A 16,468-nucleotide genomic window follows, 5' to 3' on the forward strand; every position below is an offset into this window, starting at 1 on the left:
TTATGGCAGATAATATTGGAAATAAGGCTGCGCACGATTATCATCTTGATATTCCAGCTGCGCAGGAGGGATTTTATGTGAAGGGCAGCGCCCACTGCGACTGGGGCATGAAAAACCGTCTGGGGAAGATGTTTGATCCCAGGTCCGGAAATACGGTGATGCTGGCCTTTGACCACGGCTACATCATGGGTCCCACCGCCGGTTTAGAGCGGATCGACCTGGTGATCCCGCCGCTGATCCCCCATGTAAACGTCCTGATGGGCACCAGGGGAATGATCCGTTCCTGTATCTCCCCGGCGGCTCCTGTGGCAAAATGCGTCCGGGTGACCTACGATTCCACGGTTCTTTATGACGATATGTCCAACGGCGGAGGGATCGCCTGCGACATTGAAAATGCCATCCGCATGAACGCCGACTGCATGGCCGTGCAGACCTTTATCGGTGCGCCCGGCGAAAGCCGTTCCCTGGAGCTTTTATCCCGCACCGCTGACGCCGGAGCCCGTTACGGGATCCCGACCCTGGGGGTGGTTGCCGTTGGAAAACAGATGGAGAGGACTGAAAAGTTTTTCCTTTTAGCCACCCGCGTGCTGGCGGAAAACGGAGCCAATATCGTAAAGAGCTACTACTGCGACGGCTTTGAACGCGTGGCTGCCGCATGCCCGGTCCCCATCGTCATCGCCGGAGGAAAGAAGCTTCCGGAGCTGGAGGCCCTGGAGATGGCTTACAGGGCGATCCAGGAAGGCGCCCATGGCGTGGATATGGGAAGAAATATCTTCCAGTCCGACTGTCCGGCCGGTATGGCCCAGGCCATCGGCAAGGTGGTCCATGAGGGGTATACCCCTAAGCAGGCCTTTGAGGTTTACGAAACGGTGAAAAACCAGTAACATTTTTATCTGTGCGGTGCGCCTGATAAAAAAGCCTCCGCCTGGGGGAGGATCTCCGGGGGAAGGCGGAAGCTTCACGGGAAGGCGCCTGAAGCGCAGAAATATTCATGGAAGAAACAGGAGGAACGAGCATGGCAGCTGCATATATGCACATCGGTATTCCGGTCACCAATAAAAAGCCCGGCATGGTCTACAATGAGGGGGCCAGGTTCTGGGTCAGCAGCGTGGATGACTATGATTACAAGATCGAGTATCTGAAATTTGAGGAGGGAACACCGTTCCCGGAGGTCCTTCACCGCAATCCCCATGTGGCGTATAAGGTGGACGATCTTCAGAAATACATCGATGATGCGGATTCTGTCATCTGCGGTCCCATGGACGCCAACGACAAGGGCGATCAGCTGGCCTTTGTCTGGAAGGACGGAGCGATCTTAGAGCTGTATCAGGAGGTATAAGATCCATGGCCCGGGCTTTTGGCCCGGGCCGTCAGACGAAAGGCGGGGTCCCCGGCGTCTGTCGGATGGGGGCTGAACAGAAGTCAGCGATATCTGGTTTTTGATAACCGAGTATCGCTTCTTTTGTACCCGTAAAAGCATTTTTGCAGAGGGATATATGATGCAGGGACTTAACTATATCCGTCGTTGGGATTACGATATTTCCGATACTCGCTTATCAGAGAAAAACAGACCTATTGGTCGTTGGGGGCGTATGTACAGGGATTATATGCATGTCTGTTCTTTCTGCCAAACGATAGCATATAATCTGCCTGCTGCTGTGTTTCTATGGATATCGCCTCAAATGTAGAACCTGTGAGTTGCAATAAAGCTCGGTACTTTTCTTCGTATAGCCGAACAAATTCGGTATTGAGCTGCATAATTTGCTGGTTGATAGTTTCATAACTGATAGATTTACATTTTTCTACAATTTTTTCATTAAGCGCAATCTGCTCCTGGGAGAGAGCCCGGCTGTTCTTTTTCGGCTTTCAACAGTTCAGAAGCAGTGTCTTTAAGCTGCCAGATCTGAAAGTCTGAGTACTGATTGATTTCTTTCTGACTGATGCTCACGAATTCCTCTGCAGTGGCAGCTATATTGTCAATAAGTTTTTTTAACTTTGGATAATCAACTATGTTCAAATGCGCGTTAAGAATATCATTGGCAATTTTACAATCCAGTTGATATCTTTGCAAGAGACAGATGGCTTTTGCAGAATCAGTGAATCCGGTGTCTATCATATCCTTAAGAACTCTCATTGGGTTGATATCACTTAAGGTTTGCAGAAAAATTGTCTTAAGCCGGTCCCGCTTCTCAGTTTCATTTTTAAGAAAGGAATCTCTTTGAATCTGTTTTTTTGTAAAAATGATCGTAATGGCTAATGTTGCTGCCGCAATAATTGAGCCGAGAATGGCACCATAATACTCAAGCACATCGACTCCATCCCATACGGTGATATATCCGCAATCTGCTTTATAGCATTCGTTGATGATGATTGGAATGCCAACAATAAGAAAAATGGCGGTGATGATACTAAGAATGGCTTTGATTACCTTCATAAACTTCCTCTTTCAGAAAAAGACATTAACACATGTAATGTTTTATACTATAGCAGCAGTTGCCTCAAAACCGTAATGATCGATATATATTCGATTTCCTTTGCATAGGCAAACTGTCTGCGGTATTTGTTCCACATAATCTGAAGTTCCGGATTTTCTTCGATGTCGTGAAGAATAGCGGGAACATCTGCGATCCGCTGAGTGGTGCCGCGATGGTCTGCGGTTGCTCTCAGTGCCTCTGCAAACACAGCTTTATCAAATTTCTGTGTTGTCGTCAGTATGTAAGCATCGTAAAAATCTCTTGGACGGGTATTGAATACGCCGCGCCGCAAAATGGTTTCCACCTTTTCTGCCATAACAGTTTCGATGTTATATGCCCACAGTTCGTATGATTGCCCATCATCAAAAATTTCAAAAAAGTTGTACTGGACTGCATGGGGCGTGATCGCGTCGCCGGCGGATACATCAATGCTGAGCGGAGTCAGAAGAGTATCCAGCTTTGCATTCAGCATGACACGGTATCCGCCATAAATATCATCTTCACGGATGGGAGAAATAGTTCTGATTTCAAATACAACGCCATCATCAAATGCAATATCACAAATATCTTCCAATGCACTGCGGATTGCTTCTGGTGTAAGGGGCAGATTTTTGAGAGTGGTATCCATATCCATGGTTGCGCGGTTGTCCAATCCAACAATCGCAGCCACCAGCATACCGCCCTTTAATACAAACTTTTCTTTGTAGTCGGAAGCGGAAAGACGGACGAGCAGACGCTCAAACATATAGTTTTGCAAAATGACCTGTGCAGGGATATTCTTCTGTCTGGCGATATTGCGGATTCTCGCTTTCAGACTCATTGCTTTACTCATAGAAGCACCTCCAAATATTGACGCAGGACGTTGGATACCCGCATTTTTTTTGCGTAAGAGTTTAATTTGTTCAAATCTTTTTTTGGGGTTGCCGCATACAGCTTTAATGCCGCGAGGAAAGTTTCTGTTCCCAATTTGTTCCGGCTGCGGATCACATCACAAATTGTGCGTTCAAGATCGTATGCGGGAACATCATTTCCTGCGGGTGTTCTCAGAGTTGTTTTTCCAAGTTCAAACAAATCAGGCTTGATGTAATATACCTTGCATTCAGATTTAATTGCAGCGGATGGGATACAGCCGGAGGGTGCAGTGATCGTATGTTCAAACGGTGTGCGGTCAGAAATTCCATGAAGGTAGAGCGCAGTTTCGTGAGAAAAAATTACTTTTTTAGAGCGATTGCTGATCGCCAGTAGCTCATCCTGCATATCATCCGGAAGGATATACTGTCCTTTTACAATGCGATGGATCTTATCTTCTTTACACAATTTATAAAGCATTGCTTTGGAGATGCCATGCTGTGCTGCTATCTTGGTTTCGATAATTCCTCCATGCGATTTTGCAATAGCGGCGAGTTCAGTTATGTAATCCATACATTCACCTCAATTATAACAACCTAATAATATTATGCACATAATTATGATGTAAGTCAATACAATTAAATGCACATTCAAAAAATATTTACAATTAAATTATGACAAAAGTAAACATCGATTTTAAATGAAACATTTACCATACCCCAAAAATCAAACAAGGGAAAAGGCACGAACCGTAAAAAGCCAGTGCCATATCATAGGAAAACGTGCTCTGGCGGTTTTGGCATCGGGGAATGGGGATGGATGCATACTTGTATTGTATGGCCGGGAGAATTATAATGGAAAGGCCAGAGGCGCGGGCCGGATCAGAGGATGATGGCCGCGGGAAGCATCGTCTGGCAGAGAAGCCGGCGGATGGCCGGACAAAACAGGGAAAGGAATTTTGCCATGAACCGGATTTTGATCATAGATGATGACAGGGAGCTGTGCGTTCTGATCAAACGCAGCGTATTATCCGAAAATATAGAAGCCGATTTCTGCAATACCGGAAAGGCCGGCCTTTTGAAATTAAGGGAAAGGGAGTACCAGCTTGTGATACTGGATGTGATGATGCCGGGCATGGACGGCTTTGAGACCCTGGAGGAGATCCGGAAGGAAAGCAGCCTTCCGATCCTGATGTTCACATCGAGGAATGACAGTATCTCAAAGGTGCGGGGGCTGCGGGCCGGAGCGGACGATTATCTGACAAAGCCCTTTGATATGGAGGAGCTGATCGCCCGTATCGTTTCGCTGATCCGCCGTTATACCCGCTTTAACCAGCCGGATGGGACCGTGCAGAAGCTTGTATTTGACGGACTGGAGATCGACCCGGAAGCCCGTCTGGTCACTGCGGAAAACGGTACCTTTGAACTTCCCCCGAAGGAATTTGACCTGCTGTTATACTGTGCAAAAAATCAGGGGAAGATCCTGACCAAGAAGCAGATCTATGAAAATGTCTGGGGAGACGAATATTTCTATGACGACAGCAATATCATGGCGGTCATCAGCCGGCTCCGCAAAAAACTGGAGGCCGCTCCTTCAAGCCCAAAGTATATCCAGACCATCAAAGGGATCGGCTACCGCTTTAATAAGGAGGTATAGCTGGTATGGGGATCCTTGTTTTTCTGTCCATTATGACCGCGGCTCTGGCGGTCCTGTTCTCCTGGTACCGTATCCGGCGGGTGAAAGAGCAGATCGCGGAGATCGCAGACGCTCTGGCTGATGTGAAAAACGGAAATGGCGGCCGCCGGATCCTGTCCGCAGCAAATGAGCTGGCAGCCCCCATTGCCTATGAGATCAATGAGATCGTTGTGTCCTATGAACGCAGGCTTTCTGCGGTGCGGCAGGCAGAGGAGGCAAACCGTCAGCTTATGACCAGCCTTTCCCATGATGTCCGGACACCCCTTACAACACTCATCGGATATCTTGATGCCGCCCACAAAGGACTTGTTGCGGGCAGGGACCGGGATGAATATATCGAAACGGCCCGCCGGAAGGCCCATGATCTGAAAGAATATATTGACGTTCTCTTTGACTGGTTCAGGTTGAATTCCAATGAGTTTGCCATGGAGATCCATCCCACTGAAGCGGCAGAGCTCACAAGAAATATCCTGATCGACTGGGTCCCGGTCTTTGAGGATAAGGAGATCGGTTATGACATTGACATTCCCGAGCGTCCGGTCCGGGTAAGGCTCGACGCAGACGGATATATGAGGATCATAAACAACCTCATCCAGAATGCGGTCGCCCACAGCGGCGGGGATGAAATCAAGATCGCTCTGTCAGAGCAGGGGGGTGCCATGAAGCTTCTTGTGGCGGACAATGGCGTGGGGATCGGGAAGGAAGATCTGAAGCATATTTTTGAACGGCTGTATAAGTGTGATAAGGGCCGGTCCCAGAAGGGCAGCGGGCTGGGCCTTTCCATTGTCCATCAGCTTGTGGAAAAGATGGGAGGCAGCATCACTGTGGAAAGCACACCGGGAAAAGGAACAGAATTTACCCTGGTTTTCCCCCTGGATGAGTGAGCGGCCCCCTGGCATTCTGGCCGGATCTTAAACTGCAAGGTTTTTGCAAGGCTGCGGCAAGGTTCATGCAAGGATGGCGTGATAGAATCCCTTACAGAACAGGAGGTTTGCCTATGGACACAAATACCATCATTGAAACAAGAAACCTGACCAAGCAGTATGGCCCGCAAAAGAGCGTGGCTGACTTAAGTATCCATGTGAAGCGCGGGAGGATCTATGGTCTGCTGGGGAGGAACGGGGCCGGAAAAACGACCACCATGAAAATGCTGCTGGGACTGACGAAGCCCACGTCCGGCGAGGTGCGGATCTGGGGAAATCCTTTGCAGGGGAATGAAAAGAAGATCCTGCCCCGCATCGGCAGCCTGATCGAGTCCCCCGGCTTTTATCCCAATCTGACCGCTGCGGAAAATCTGCGTATCTTTGCCATTCTGCGGGGCGTGCCAAACGGTCATGCCATCAGGGATGCCCTGGATCTGGTGGGGCTGCCTTATAAAGACAAAAAGCTCTTTTCACAGTATTCCCTTGGCATGAAGCAGCGGCTTGCCATTGCCCTTGCCATTATGCACGATCCGGAGCTTCTGATCCTGGATGAGCCCATCAATGGGCTTGATCCCATCGGCATTGCAGAGGTGCGTTCCTTTATCCGGGAGCTCTGTGATACAGGAGGGAAGACCATTCTGATCTCCAGCCATATCCTTTCGGAAATTTCCCTGCTGGCGGACGATATTGGGATCATTGACCACGGCACACTGCTGGAAGAGGAAAGCCTTGCCAGACTGGAGCAGAAAAGCGGCAGGCATGTCCGTTTTACGCTTTCCGACACCGCCCAGGCCGCAAGGATCCTGGAGTGCAGCTTCCATGAAACCCGTTTCTCCATCCAGGATGACCACAGGCTGCAGCTCCACAATCTTGATCTGCCGGTCGGAAAAGTTGTAACTGCCTTTGTGGAAAACGGACTGGAGGTATCGGAGGCCCATACCTGTGAAGAAAGCCTGGAGGATTATTTCAGGCGTGTGACGGGAGGCGAGGGGATTGCTTAGACTGATGGAGTGTGAATTTCTGAAGCTGAAACGCAGGCCTCTGGTCTTTATTTCTCTGGTGCTTTCCGTTTTCATGCCGTTGGCGTACGTTTTTTTCCTGTCAGATGTGAATACGGATGTGGATGCTGTAAATGGAGTGATGTCCAGCCTGTTCCAGCTCAGCGCATATCTGCTTCTGATGCCGCTTCTTGTGATCCTGGCTTCCAGCCTGCTGTTTCAGGAGCTGGACCATGATACTTTGAAAAACCTTGCGGCCATACCCGTGGACCGGACGAAGCTGGTGCTTTCCAAAATGCTGGTCCTGCTGCTGTTTGCCGTTGGCTTCATGGCGGCGGGAGGCCTGGTGAATCTTGCGGTCCTGCTGGTCCGGGGATGGGAGCCGGTTGGGTTCTGGACGCTGTTTTGGGTTGGGCTGGAAGAGGGAGTGATCATGTGGGCCGGAGCGCTTCCCTGCATTCTTCTGGTGGTCCTTCTCAATAAAAATTATATCGTGTCCGTTGTGATCACCTTTTTTTACACCATTGTGAATTATATCTTTTCCATGAACGATCTCTTTCTGACGCAGCCCTTTGGGCTGAACATCGGTACCCTGCTTCCGGGACCGCTGGCTTTCCGCTGGACCTTCCAGTTTTATGACCAGAGCCGGACCAGCGCGGAGCTGGCAGAGCTGCTGGAGCGGATCAGCCCGTATTTTCTCGGCCGCGCCCAGGTGTTCAGTGTGATCGTTGTGGAAGCTATTGTTTTTCTGACGCTGATCGCGATGGCCTTCCGGCGTCAGGAGATTTAAGGAGGTGGGATCATGTGGAATCTGTTAAGAGCAGAATTACTGAAGCTGCGCCGGTGCCAGATCCTTCTGGTGGGGCTTATGGCCCTTGGGCTCTGCCCTCTGGTACAATATGGAAGCCAGATGATCATTGAGGCGGAATACCGGGATCCGGACTATGATATCCGGACGCTTTTTGCCAATGTTGTCTGGGGCAACACCCAGATATTTCTGCCCATTTCACTGGTGATGACAGGCGCCTGGCTCATGGACAGGGAGTCTTCCCATGATACGCTGAAAAATATCATGGCGGTCCCTGTTTCTATGCCAGGGCTTCTGGGGACAAAGCTGCTTCTGACCGGCATGCTTGCAGTCCTTCTGGGAATATACAGTGCCGGCGTTACCCTGGTCACTGGACTGGTGGCCGGCCTGCCGGGACTGACTGCGGAGGTGCTTTTTCATGGCAGTACGCAGATCGTGGCGGCTGCCTTTACTACAAGTCTGGTCTGTATGCCCCTGATCCTGATCTTTGGACAGATCCGCGGGGCATATCTGGGAGGCTCCATCCTGGCGTTCTTCCTGGGATACAGCATGCTGTTCTTCAAAGGCGGCGTCCTTTCCAGCCTGTATCCGTTTTCGGCTGCGCTGGTCCTGGCGGGCTTCGATCTGAGCGGATATGCCGGGACGACCGCGGCTCCGGATCTGGGGTTTGCCGCCGCCGGGGTCGGCGTTATGGTCCTCTGGACAGGAATGCTGCTTTTGCGGTCCCGTAAGAAAAAAGAGATGCGTCCTCGCAGGCAGGCCAGTGCCAGGGGGAAGGCGAGAAGGGCTGCGCCGCTGTAAGGGGCTGCGGCCCGTGGTTTCCGGAGGCTTTTTCCGGACCTTTGGCTGTGCCGGTCCACATGTTCCAGTTTTTTCATCTTGACATACAGAACAAATGTTCGTATAATAAGAACAGAACATACGTTCTTTTTCGAAACGGGGGATGATACGGCAGACCGTACCCTCTGTGTGTGAAGCTGTGTGGGAAAGAGAGGATGGCTGGAATGGAATATCGGGCATTGGGAAATTCAAATCTGGATGATGGGACCGTCAAAGGCGACCGGAGAGAGGCTGCCTGTATGGCATGGTTTCCGGCCGGACGGGAGCTGTATCCGGTTTCTGTTAAATTTAAGGGCGACGACGGGGAGGTCATCTGCGTCAGGAACATCAATATCTCATCGTCAGAGGATATCCTGTGCAACGGGATCGCTTCAAAGCAGTTTTTATGCAATGCGGTCATCGGCGGCCTGGTCCAGGATTTTGCCCTGATCTTTTATGCCAGGCCGTCCCGGTGGGAGATCGTATTCCGCCCAAGGCAGTAGGGGGGCGGAAGCCCTGCTTTTACCAGGATTTTTCACAGAGCATTCACGAAATCCATGAAAAATAAAATTATTGTTGACATTTTATTCCAAACATGGTATCCTAATGTTCGTTGAGCAAAGCGTGGCGGAATAGCTCAGTTGGCTAGAGCATACGGTTCATACCCGTAGTGTCGAGAGTTCGAATCTCCCTTCCGCTACTAAAATGGGATCCTGAATACAGGGTCCCTTTTTTATAGAAATTTTCTTATCTTTTTTCCGTATTCTGTGGTATACTAAATATAATTTCGTTGTATATTATATGATTTATGTAATACCAGCAGGATAAAACGGAGGGTTCCATGTATCAGTTTATCGTAAATCCCAGTGCAGGAACTGGTAAGGGGTATCGCATATGGAAAAGGCTGGAGAAGCAGCTGGAAAATGAAGGACGGGAATACCGGGTGTTTTTTACGGAAAACCGGGGAGATGCGGCTGAGATCGCCAGGGCGCTGACCGCCGATAAAAATGAACCGAAGACGATCATTATCGTAGGCGGAGAGGGGACGTATAACGAAGTTTTAAACGGAGTGTCCTTTAAAGGGATGGTGACCCTGGGCTACGTCCCGGCAGGATTCCGGAACGCCCTTTCCCGGAGGAGCCGGCCGCACAGTAAGGTAAGGGTCCAGTGCAGGCGCGTCCTCCATCCGCAATATTATGAACTGCTGGATTATGGCGTTGTGACCTGCGGGGAGGATGAGATCTTTAACCGGAGGTTTGCCGGAAGGTGCGGCGTGGGACTGGATGCGGCCGTCTGCCATAACCTGCTGTGCTGTCCCGTCCGCAGCCAGATGAACCGGCTTCATATGACCGGAATGCTGAAGGTGGTACTGGCGTTAAAGCAGCTGGCGCTGGCGCGTCCGGTGCGGGGGCATCTGCTCCTGGACGGCGTAAGGAAGGTGGAATTCAATTATATCTACTTTATCACGATCCGGATGGGGCAGGAGAAAAAGAAGAGGCCAAGACGCGGACAGGAGGTGCCGGAGGACAGCGGGAAGATGACGGTCTACGTGGCCAACAGCTCTCTGAAGCGGAGGATGTTCGGGCCGGTCCTGGACGTGATCGCAGGGGTAAGAAAGAAAGAGCGCGGTGTCAGGAGCTTTGAATGCAGCGAGGTGGCGGTCCATCTGGAGCGGCCCCTGGCGGTCCATGTGGACGGGGAAAGCTGTATGTGCCAGCAGGATATGCAGATCCGGTGCATCCCCAGGAAGATCCGGATGATCAGCGCTTAGAATAAATATCAATGGCAAAGGAGAATGAGTATGAGGATCGGTCAGGGATACGATGTACACCGGCTGACGGAAGGCAGGAAGCTGATTCTGGGGGGTGTGGACATTCCCTATGAAAAAGGGCTTCTGGGTCATTCAGATGCAGACGTACTGCTGCACGCCATTATGGATGCGCTCCTGGGAGCGGCTGCCCTGGGAGATATCGGGCAGCATTTCCCGGATTCCGACGAGGCGTATAAGGGGATCTCCAGCCTTTCCCTTTTAAAACGGGTGGGAGAGATCCTGGCGGAAAACGGGTTCCTCATTGAGAATATCGATTCAACGGTGATCGCCCAGAAGCCGAAGCTTCTGCCGTACCGGCCGGGGATGATGGAGAATATCGCAGACGCCCTGGGGCTGGAGAGAGACCGGGTCAGCGTTAAGGCTACCACAGAGGAGGGGCTGGGCTTTACGGGAAACGGCGAGGGGATCGCGGCCCAGGCCGTGTGCCTGCTCTCCACGGTGGCAGATTACGATCCGGGGGACCGGATGGATGCGGGAGGCTGTACGGGCTGTCCCGGCTGTCAGAAAGAATAAAAAAGAGGAGAAGACCATGAAAATCTATAATACCCTTTCCAGAAGAAAAGAAGAGTTCGTTCCGGTGGAGCCGGGAAAAGTAAAAATGTATGTCTGCGGTCCCACGGTCTATAACCTGATCCATATCGGAAACGCCCGTCCCATGATCGTATTCGATACGGTCCGCAGATATTTTGAGTATAAGGGCTATGAGGTGAATTTTGTGTCCAACTTTACTGACGTGGACGACAAGATCATTAAAAAGTCCATCGAGGAGGGTGTGGACGCAGATACGGTCTCCAAGCGGTATATTGCCGAATGCAGAAAGGATATGGAGGCAATGAATATCATGCCCGCCACAAAGAATCCCCTGGCCACAGAGGAGATCGGCGGTATGCTGGATATGATCCGCACCCTGATCGAAAAGGGCTATGCTTACGCGGCGGCAGACGGCACCGTTTATTACCGGGTGAGAAAATTCAAGGATTACGGAAAGCTGTCCCATAAAAACCTGGACGATCTCCAGTCCGGCTTCCGTGAGATCAAGGTCACTGGTGAAGAGGGCAAAGAGGATCCCAACGATTTCGTACTCTGGAAGCCCAAAAAGGAAGGAGAGCCCTTCTGGGAGTCCCCCTGGTGCCAGGGCCGTCCCGGCTGGCATATTGAGTGCTCGGTCATGGCCAAGAGATACCTGGGTGACGAGATCGACATCCATGCCGGCGGCGAGGATCTGATCTTCCCCCACCACGAAAATGAGATCGCCCAGAGTGAGGCGGCCAACGGTGTGACCTTTGCCAGATACTGGATGCACAACGGCTTTCTGAACATTGATAATAAGAAGATGTCCAAATCCCTGGGCAATTTCTTTACAGTACGGGAGATCGGAGAAAAATATGATCTCCAGGTGCTCCGTTTCTTTATGCTGAGCGCCCATTACAGAAGCCCGCTGAATTTCAGCGCGGAGCTGATGGAGGCGTCGAAAAACGGCCTGGACCGTATCCTTACAGGCGTTGAGAAGCTGAAGGAGCTGGAGGAAAAGGCGGCTGCCGGAACCATGAGCGCCGCAGAACTGGAAAACCAGAAAAAGGCCATGGAGCTGGTGGAAAAATACGAAGCGGCCATGGAGGACGATTTCAATACGGCCGACGCCGTATCCGCAGTCTTCGAGCTGGTAAAGCTCAGCAACTCCACTGCATCTGCGGAAAGCACCGGCGCATATGTGGGCTGGATGAAGGAGACCATTGAACGGCTCTGCGGCGTTCTTGGGATCATCACAGAGAAAAAGGAAGAGATCCTGGATTCTGAGATCGAGGATATGATCGCCCAGAGGCAGGCTGCCAGAAAGGCAAAGGATTTTGCCCTGGCCGACCAGATCCGCGGAAAGCTCCTGGATATGGGGATCATCCTGGAGGATACCAGAGAGGGAGTAAAATGGAAACGGGCGTAAACTCTTTTTCCCGGTTTAAGGAAGCGTTCCGGCTGAAGGAGGCGGATGCTTCCCAGTATTCGCCGCTGGTGCTGGCCTATATCGGAGATGCGGTCTATGAGATCATGATCCGCACCAAGGTGGTCAACGACGGCAACGTCCAGGTGAACAAGCTCCATAAGCATACGGCGGGGCTTGTGAAGGCGTCGGCCCAGATGGAGCTTCTGCTGGCTGTGTGGGAGGAGCTGACCGAAGAGGAAAAGACGGTCTGCCGCCGGGGGAGGAACGCCAAATCCGGCTCCATGGCTAAAAATGCCACCATGAAGGAATACCGCATGGCCACAGGCTTTGAGGCCCTGGTGGGATATCTTTATCTGGCGGAGCGGTTTGACCGGCTCACAGAGGTGGTGAGCCTGGGACTTGAAAAAATCGGAGAACTGAAAGAGGAAGACGGAAGATGAGATATGAAGAACTGACCATAGAAGGCCGCAACGCGGTCCTGGAGGCATTCCGGGCAGGAAAGCCCATTGACCGCCTGTTTATCCTGGACGGATGCCAGGACGGGCCTGTAAAGAGCATTTTGCGGGAAGCAAAAAAACACGATACCATCATCACCTTTGTGCCCAAAGAGCGGCTGGACCAGATGTCTGACACGGGCCACCACCAGGGGGTCATCGCTTATGGAGCAGCCTATGAATATGCAGAGGTGGAGGATATGTTAAAGGCTGCCGAGGAAAAAGGAGAGCCGCCGTTTCTGATCCTTCTGGACGGCATTGAGGACCCCCATAACCTGGGTGCCATCATCCGTACTGCCAATTTGGCAGGGGCCCACGGCGTCATCATTCCCAAACGCCGCGCCTCCGGCCTTACGGCAACGGTGGCCAGAACATCGGCCGGGGCGCTGAATTATACGCCGGTGGCAAAGGTGACCAATCTGGCGGCCACCATCGAGGATCTGAAAAAACGCGGCCTGTGGTTCGTCTGCGCCGATATGGGCGGGGATGTGATGTACCGGGTGAACCTTACGGGCCCCATCGGCCTGGTGGTGGGCAACGAGGGCGACGGAGTCAGCCGGCTGGTCCGGGAGAAATGCGATATGACGGCCTCCATCCCCATGCAGGGGCAGATCGATTCCTTAAACGCGTCTGTGGCCGCCGGTGTGCTGGCTTATGAGATCGTGAGACAGAGGATGGGAAAAAAATAAGAAACAGAGAGGGCGGGTACGGTCTGATGTACCCGCCTGTTTTGTGCCATGGGCCTGGAAGCTCAGCTTTCCAGGGTATATACCCGGTACAGATTGGACCAGGGATTTCCGATGATGTAGGACGTATAGACCCGGCCGGGCCGCACGTTGATGCCAAAGCTCATGATCGGGTCGTTTACCATACAGGCGGAGCAGCCGCCGGTAATGGCCGTCAGGAGGATCACTGGAAGCTCTGCAAAGCCTGTAAGGGACGCCTGGGAGGCGGTGACGAAAAATGTATAGTTTCCGGCTGCCGTCTGCTTAAAGGTGGTCACCTCTTTAAAGCCCACGCCGCCGAAGACGATCTGGTTATTAAAGGTGCGTACGTCGTAATTGGAGCCGCTGTAAGACATATTGGCCACCCGGAGGCAGCCGTAGCCTGCCGGGATATTGGTGCAGCCCATGTCGGAGACACGGGACAGGGTGATGCCTCCCGGCGTGTCAAGGAGCACCATGGTCACCTTTTCCCCGGAAATGAAGGATAGGGTCCTCCGGTACAGGGCCGGGCCGTTGGTACGGCGCACAGTGACGGTATGGAAGCCGTCGGACACCTGGATGTAGGAGGATACAGTGGCGAAGGTGGAACCGGAAAAAATATTCCTTCCGTCGATCCATACGTCCAGATCCTGGCCGTTGGTGGAGGCGTTTAAGAAACGGACCTGGCTGGAATAGGGAGAGGACGGAGGGAAGGGAAAGACCGGAGGCACCGGCCACGGAAACGTATTTCCCGGCCAGACAGGCTCACCGCCCGGAGGCGCCACAGGCGTGGTGGGGACGCCGGCCAGGTTATTGTCCGGCCAGACAGGCTCGCCGCCCGGAGGCGCCACGGGCGTGGTGGGGACGCCGGCCAGGTCATTGTCCGGCCAGACAGGCTCACCGCCTGGAGGCGCCACGGGCGTGGTGGGGACGCCGGCCAGGTCATTGTCCGGCCAGACAGGCTCACCGCCTGGAGGCGCCACAGGCGTGGTAGGAACACCGGAAATATCCGGCCATGCCGCTGCTGCGCCGGCATTCGTTTCTTCCGGGGCGGTTCCGGCCCCTTCTCTGGGAGTTCTGATCTCGTTGTTTTCTGGCATGAAAAAACCTCTGTGTTTTTTAATTTAAGATATGTAAAAAAAATTTTAAAGTTCCTGTTGACAAATCCGTAGACGTATGTTATTATAACTGAGGCTTAAGAAAACAACCCGCTGCTATAGCACAGTCGGTAGTGCGCATCCTTGGTAAGGATGAGGTCACCAGTTCGATTCTGGTTAGCAGCTCTCTTTAAAAGCCGTAAAAGCTTTCCGATCCGTCGGAAAGCTTTTTTTGTCGGGATCCGACACCGGCAGCACAAAAATAAAAGGAAAGAGGAAGGTACAATGAAGAAATCCTATGAAATGGACATGTGCAGCGGACCAGTCCTGGGAAAGATCCTGATCTATTCTTTTCCCCTGATGCTGTCTGGCATCTTACAGCTTCTTTTTAACGCCGCAGACGTGATCGTCGTGGGCCGTTATGCGGGGAGCCAGTCTCTGGCGGCCGTGGGCTCCACCGGCGCTCTGATCAATCTGCTGATCAATGTGTTCATCGGCCTGTCTGTGGGAGTCAACGTGCTGGTGGCCCAGTATTACGGGGCAAAGAGAGAGCAGGACGTCAATGAGACGGTCCACACAGCCGTAGCCATCAGCCTGCTGTCCGGCGTGTTCCTGGTGGCCCTGGGACTTCTTGTGACCCGGCCTCTGCTGGAGCTGATGGGCACTCCCGACGATGTGATCGATAAATCCGCCATTTATATGAAGATCTATTTCGCTGGGATGCCGGCCACCATGCTCTATAACTTCGGAAGCGCCGTTCTGAGGGCCGTGGGCGATACCAGGCGTCCCTTATACTTCCTTACGGCGGCCGGCGTGGTGAACGTGGTCCTGAACCTGTTTTTTGTTATTTCCCTGAATATGGATGTGGCCGGCGTTGCCCTGGCCACGGTGATCTCCCAGGTGATCTCTGCGGGCCTGGTATTCTGGTGCCTGGTAAAGAGCGAGGGCGCTTTAAAGCTCAGGATCCGGGATCTGCGGATCAGTAAGGTAAAGCTTAAGAGGATCGCCAAGATCGGTCTTCCTGCCGGGATGCAGGGCGCAGTATTCTCCATCTCCAATGTGCTGATCCAGTCGTCGGTCAACTCCTTCGGCTCCATCGCCATGGCAGGAAACACGGCCTCCCAGAATATCGAGGGCTTTATCTACAATGCCATGAATGCCATCTACCAGACGAACTTAAGCTTTACCAGCCAGAACTACGGCGGCCGGAAATATAAGAGGATCGGCCGGATCACCCTCACCTGCGTCGGCGTTGTGACTGCGGTGGGGCTGGGCATGGGCCTGGCGGCCTTTGCTGCCGGTGAGAGCCTGCTGCGGATCTATTCCTCGGATCCGGAGGTGATTCAGTTCGGCTTAAAGCGTATGGCGGTGTTTGGGACCACATACTTCCTCTGCGGCATCATGGATACCATGGTGGGCAGTATCCGGGGCCTGGGAAGCTCCGTGATCCCCATGTGCGTATCCATTATCGGTGTCTGCGGCCTGAGAGTCCTTTGGATCTTCACGGTTTTCCAGTGGAGCCGGAGCCTGACGACACTGTACCTTTCCTATCCAGTGACCTGGGTGGTGACAGGGGCGGTCCACATCGCCTGCTTCCTGATGCTGAAAAGGAAGCTTCCCAAAGAGGATGGAGAGTAAAAAACACATTTTTTTCACAAATTTCCCCCTTGCCAGCAGCGGCAGGGGGGATTATAATTTCTATGATAGTTAACTAGTTAATTATTAATTGGTTAATCGACTGATGGAGGCTCTGCCGGAATAAAAGCATTCTGGTGATATGTCAAGAACCTTTTGAAAAAGATTTTGATGTGTCTTTCCGAAAAAAGGGTAACCTTAA

General features: G+C 52.3%; 18 protein-coding genes and 2 tRNA genes. 16 read left to right on the top strand and 4 right to left on the bottom strand.

Annotation, left to right across the window (positions count from 1 at the left end; genetic code table 11):
* Positions 1–2: 2 nt before the first annotated feature.
* Both lsrF and OCV69_RS02530 read left to right on the top strand, forming a co-directional pair.
* Positions 3–884 carry a 3-hydroxy-5-phosphonooxypentane-2,4-dione thiolase gene (gene lsrF / locus OCV69_RS02525; RefSeq protein ID WP_158357368.1) on the top strand — a complete coding sequence of 294 codons (882 nt, stop codon included), beginning with the start codon at positions 3–5 and terminating at the stop codon, positions 882–884.
* Between the two features lie 131 nt (positions 885–1,015).
* The gene (locus tag OCV69_RS02530) at positions 1,016–1,339 is read left to right on the top strand and encodes a hypothetical protein (RefSeq protein WP_158357370.1); all 324 of its coding nucleotides are present in this window, start codon (positions 1,016–1,018) and stop codon (positions 1,337–1,339) included.
* 477 nt (positions 1,340–1,816) lie between these two features.
* Here OCV69_RS02530 and OCV69_RS02535 read toward each other — a convergent pair whose 3' ends face one another.
* The 3 genes from OCV69_RS02535 to OCV69_RS02545 are packed head-to-tail and all read right to left on the bottom strand — an operon-like array spanning position 1,817 to position 3,896.
* Positions 1,817–2,434 carry a hypothetical protein gene (locus OCV69_RS02535; RefSeq protein ID WP_158357372.1) on the bottom strand — a complete coding sequence of 206 codons (618 nt, stop codon included), beginning with the start codon at positions 2,432–2,434 and terminating at the stop codon, positions 1,817–1,819.
* Positions 2,435–2,481: 47 nt separating this feature from the next.
* Positions 2,482–3,306, bottom strand: a complete 825-nt coding sequence (locus OCV69_RS02540) for a nucleotidyl transferase AbiEii/AbiGii toxin family protein (RefSeq protein ID WP_022273308.1) — start codon at positions 3,304–3,306, stop codon at positions 2,482–2,484.
* Positions 3,303–3,896, bottom strand: a complete 594-nt coding sequence (locus OCV69_RS02545; RefSeq protein WP_022273307.1) for a type IV toxin-antitoxin system AbiEi family antitoxin domain-containing protein — start codon at positions 3,894–3,896, stop codon at positions 3,303–3,305. Before OCV69_RS02545 ends, OCV69_RS02540 begins: the two co-directional genes overlap by 4 nt.
* A gap of 390 nt (positions 3,897–4,286) precedes the next feature.
* On the opposite strand from OCV69_RS02545, the gene OCV69_RS02550 reads away from it, so the two are divergent.
* From OCV69_RS02550 to rlmB, 12 genes are all read left to right on the top strand, one after another.
* On the top strand, positions 4,287–4,979 hold the full coding sequence (locus OCV69_RS02550) for a response regulator transcription factor (RefSeq protein WP_158357374.1): 693 nt from the start codon (positions 4,287–4,289) through the stop codon (positions 4,977–4,979).
* Between the two features lie 5 nt (positions 4,980–4,984).
* The gene (locus OCV69_RS02555) at positions 4,985–5,902 is read left to right on the top strand and encodes a sensor histidine kinase (RefSeq protein WP_158357376.1); all 918 of its coding nucleotides are present in this window, start codon (positions 4,985–4,987) and stop codon (positions 5,900–5,902) included.
* A 113-nt stretch (positions 5,903–6,015) separates the two neighbouring features.
* Positions 6,016–6,942 carry an ABC transporter ATP-binding protein gene (locus OCV69_RS02560; RefSeq protein WP_022273303.1) on the top strand — a complete coding sequence of 309 codons (927 nt, stop codon included), beginning with the start codon at positions 6,016–6,018 and terminating at the stop codon, positions 6,940–6,942.
* A complete protein-coding gene (locus OCV69_RS02565; protein ID WP_158357378.1) occupies positions 6,935–7,729 on the top strand; it encodes an ABC transporter permease in 795 nt (264 codons plus the stop codon). Before OCV69_RS02560 ends, OCV69_RS02565 begins: the two co-directional genes overlap by 8 nt.
* 12 nt (positions 7,730–7,741) lie before the next feature.
* Positions 7,742–8,548: an ABC transporter permease gene (locus OCV69_RS02570; protein WP_158357380.1), complete on the top strand. Its 807-nt coding sequence runs from the start codon at positions 7,742–7,744 to the stop codon at positions 8,546–8,548.
* A 203-nt stretch (positions 8,549–8,751) separates the two neighbouring features.
* The gene (locus OCV69_RS02575; RefSeq protein WP_158357382.1) at positions 8,752–9,069 is read left to right on the top strand and encodes a hypothetical protein; all 318 of its coding nucleotides are present in this window, start codon (positions 8,752–8,754) and stop codon (positions 9,067–9,069) included.
* 123 nt (positions 9,070–9,192) lie between these two features.
* Positions 9,193–9,266, top strand: a tRNA-Met gene (locus OCV69_RS02580).
* A gap of 141 nt (positions 9,267–9,407) precedes the next feature.
* On the top strand, positions 9,408–10,337 hold the full coding sequence (locus tag OCV69_RS02585) for a diacylglycerol/lipid kinase family protein (RefSeq protein ID WP_158357384.1): 930 nt from the start codon (positions 9,408–9,410) through the stop codon (positions 10,335–10,337).
* A gap of 30 nt (positions 10,338–10,367) precedes the next feature.
* A complete protein-coding gene (ispF, locus tag OCV69_RS02590) occupies positions 10,368–10,910 on the top strand; it encodes a 2-C-methyl-D-erythritol 2,4-cyclodiphosphate synthase (protein WP_158357386.1) in 543 nt (180 codons plus the stop codon).
* A 16-nt stretch (positions 10,911–10,926) separates the two neighbouring features.
* Positions 10,927–12,336, top strand: coding sequence for a cysteine--tRNA ligase (gene cysS / locus OCV69_RS02595; protein WP_022273297.1), 1,410 nt, complete (start codon positions 10,927–10,929; stop codon positions 12,334–12,336).
* Positions 12,321–12,776, top strand: coding sequence for a Mini-ribonuclease 3 (locus OCV69_RS02600; RefSeq protein ID WP_158357388.1), 456 nt, complete (start codon positions 12,321–12,323; stop codon positions 12,774–12,776). Before cysS ends, OCV69_RS02600 begins: the two co-directional genes overlap by 16 nt.
* Positions 12,773–13,519, top strand: coding sequence for a 23S rRNA (guanosine(2251)-2'-O)-methyltransferase RlmB (gene rlmB / locus OCV69_RS02605; RefSeq protein ID WP_158357390.1), 747 nt, complete (start codon positions 12,773–12,775; stop codon positions 13,517–13,519). Before OCV69_RS02600 ends, rlmB begins: the two co-directional genes overlap by 4 nt.
* Positions 13,520–13,581: 62 nt before the next feature.
* On the opposite strand, the gene OCV69_RS02610 is transcribed toward rlmB, so the two are convergent.
* Entirely contained in the window at positions 13,582–14,634 is a 1,053-nt protein-coding gene (locus OCV69_RS02610; RefSeq protein ID WP_158357392.1) for a DUF4397 domain-containing protein, read from the bottom strand.
* A 110-nt stretch (positions 14,635–14,744) separates the two neighbouring features.
* Here OCV69_RS02610 and OCV69_RS02615 point away from each other — a divergent pair.
* Positions 14,745–14,817, top strand: a tRNA-Thr gene (locus OCV69_RS02615).
* 99 nt (positions 14,818–14,916) lie between these two features.
* Positions 14,917–16,269 carry an MATE family efflux transporter gene (locus OCV69_RS02620; RefSeq protein WP_158357394.1) on the top strand — a complete coding sequence of 451 codons (1,353 nt, stop codon included), beginning with the start codon at positions 14,917–14,919 and terminating at the stop codon, positions 16,267–16,269.
* Positions 16,270–16,468 lie beyond the last annotated feature (199 nt).

Source organism: Alitiscatomonas aceti (assembly GCF_025567195.1).
Classification (GTDB): Bacteria; Bacillota; Clostridia; order Lachnospirales; family Lachnospiraceae; genus Alitiscatomonas; species Alitiscatomonas aceti.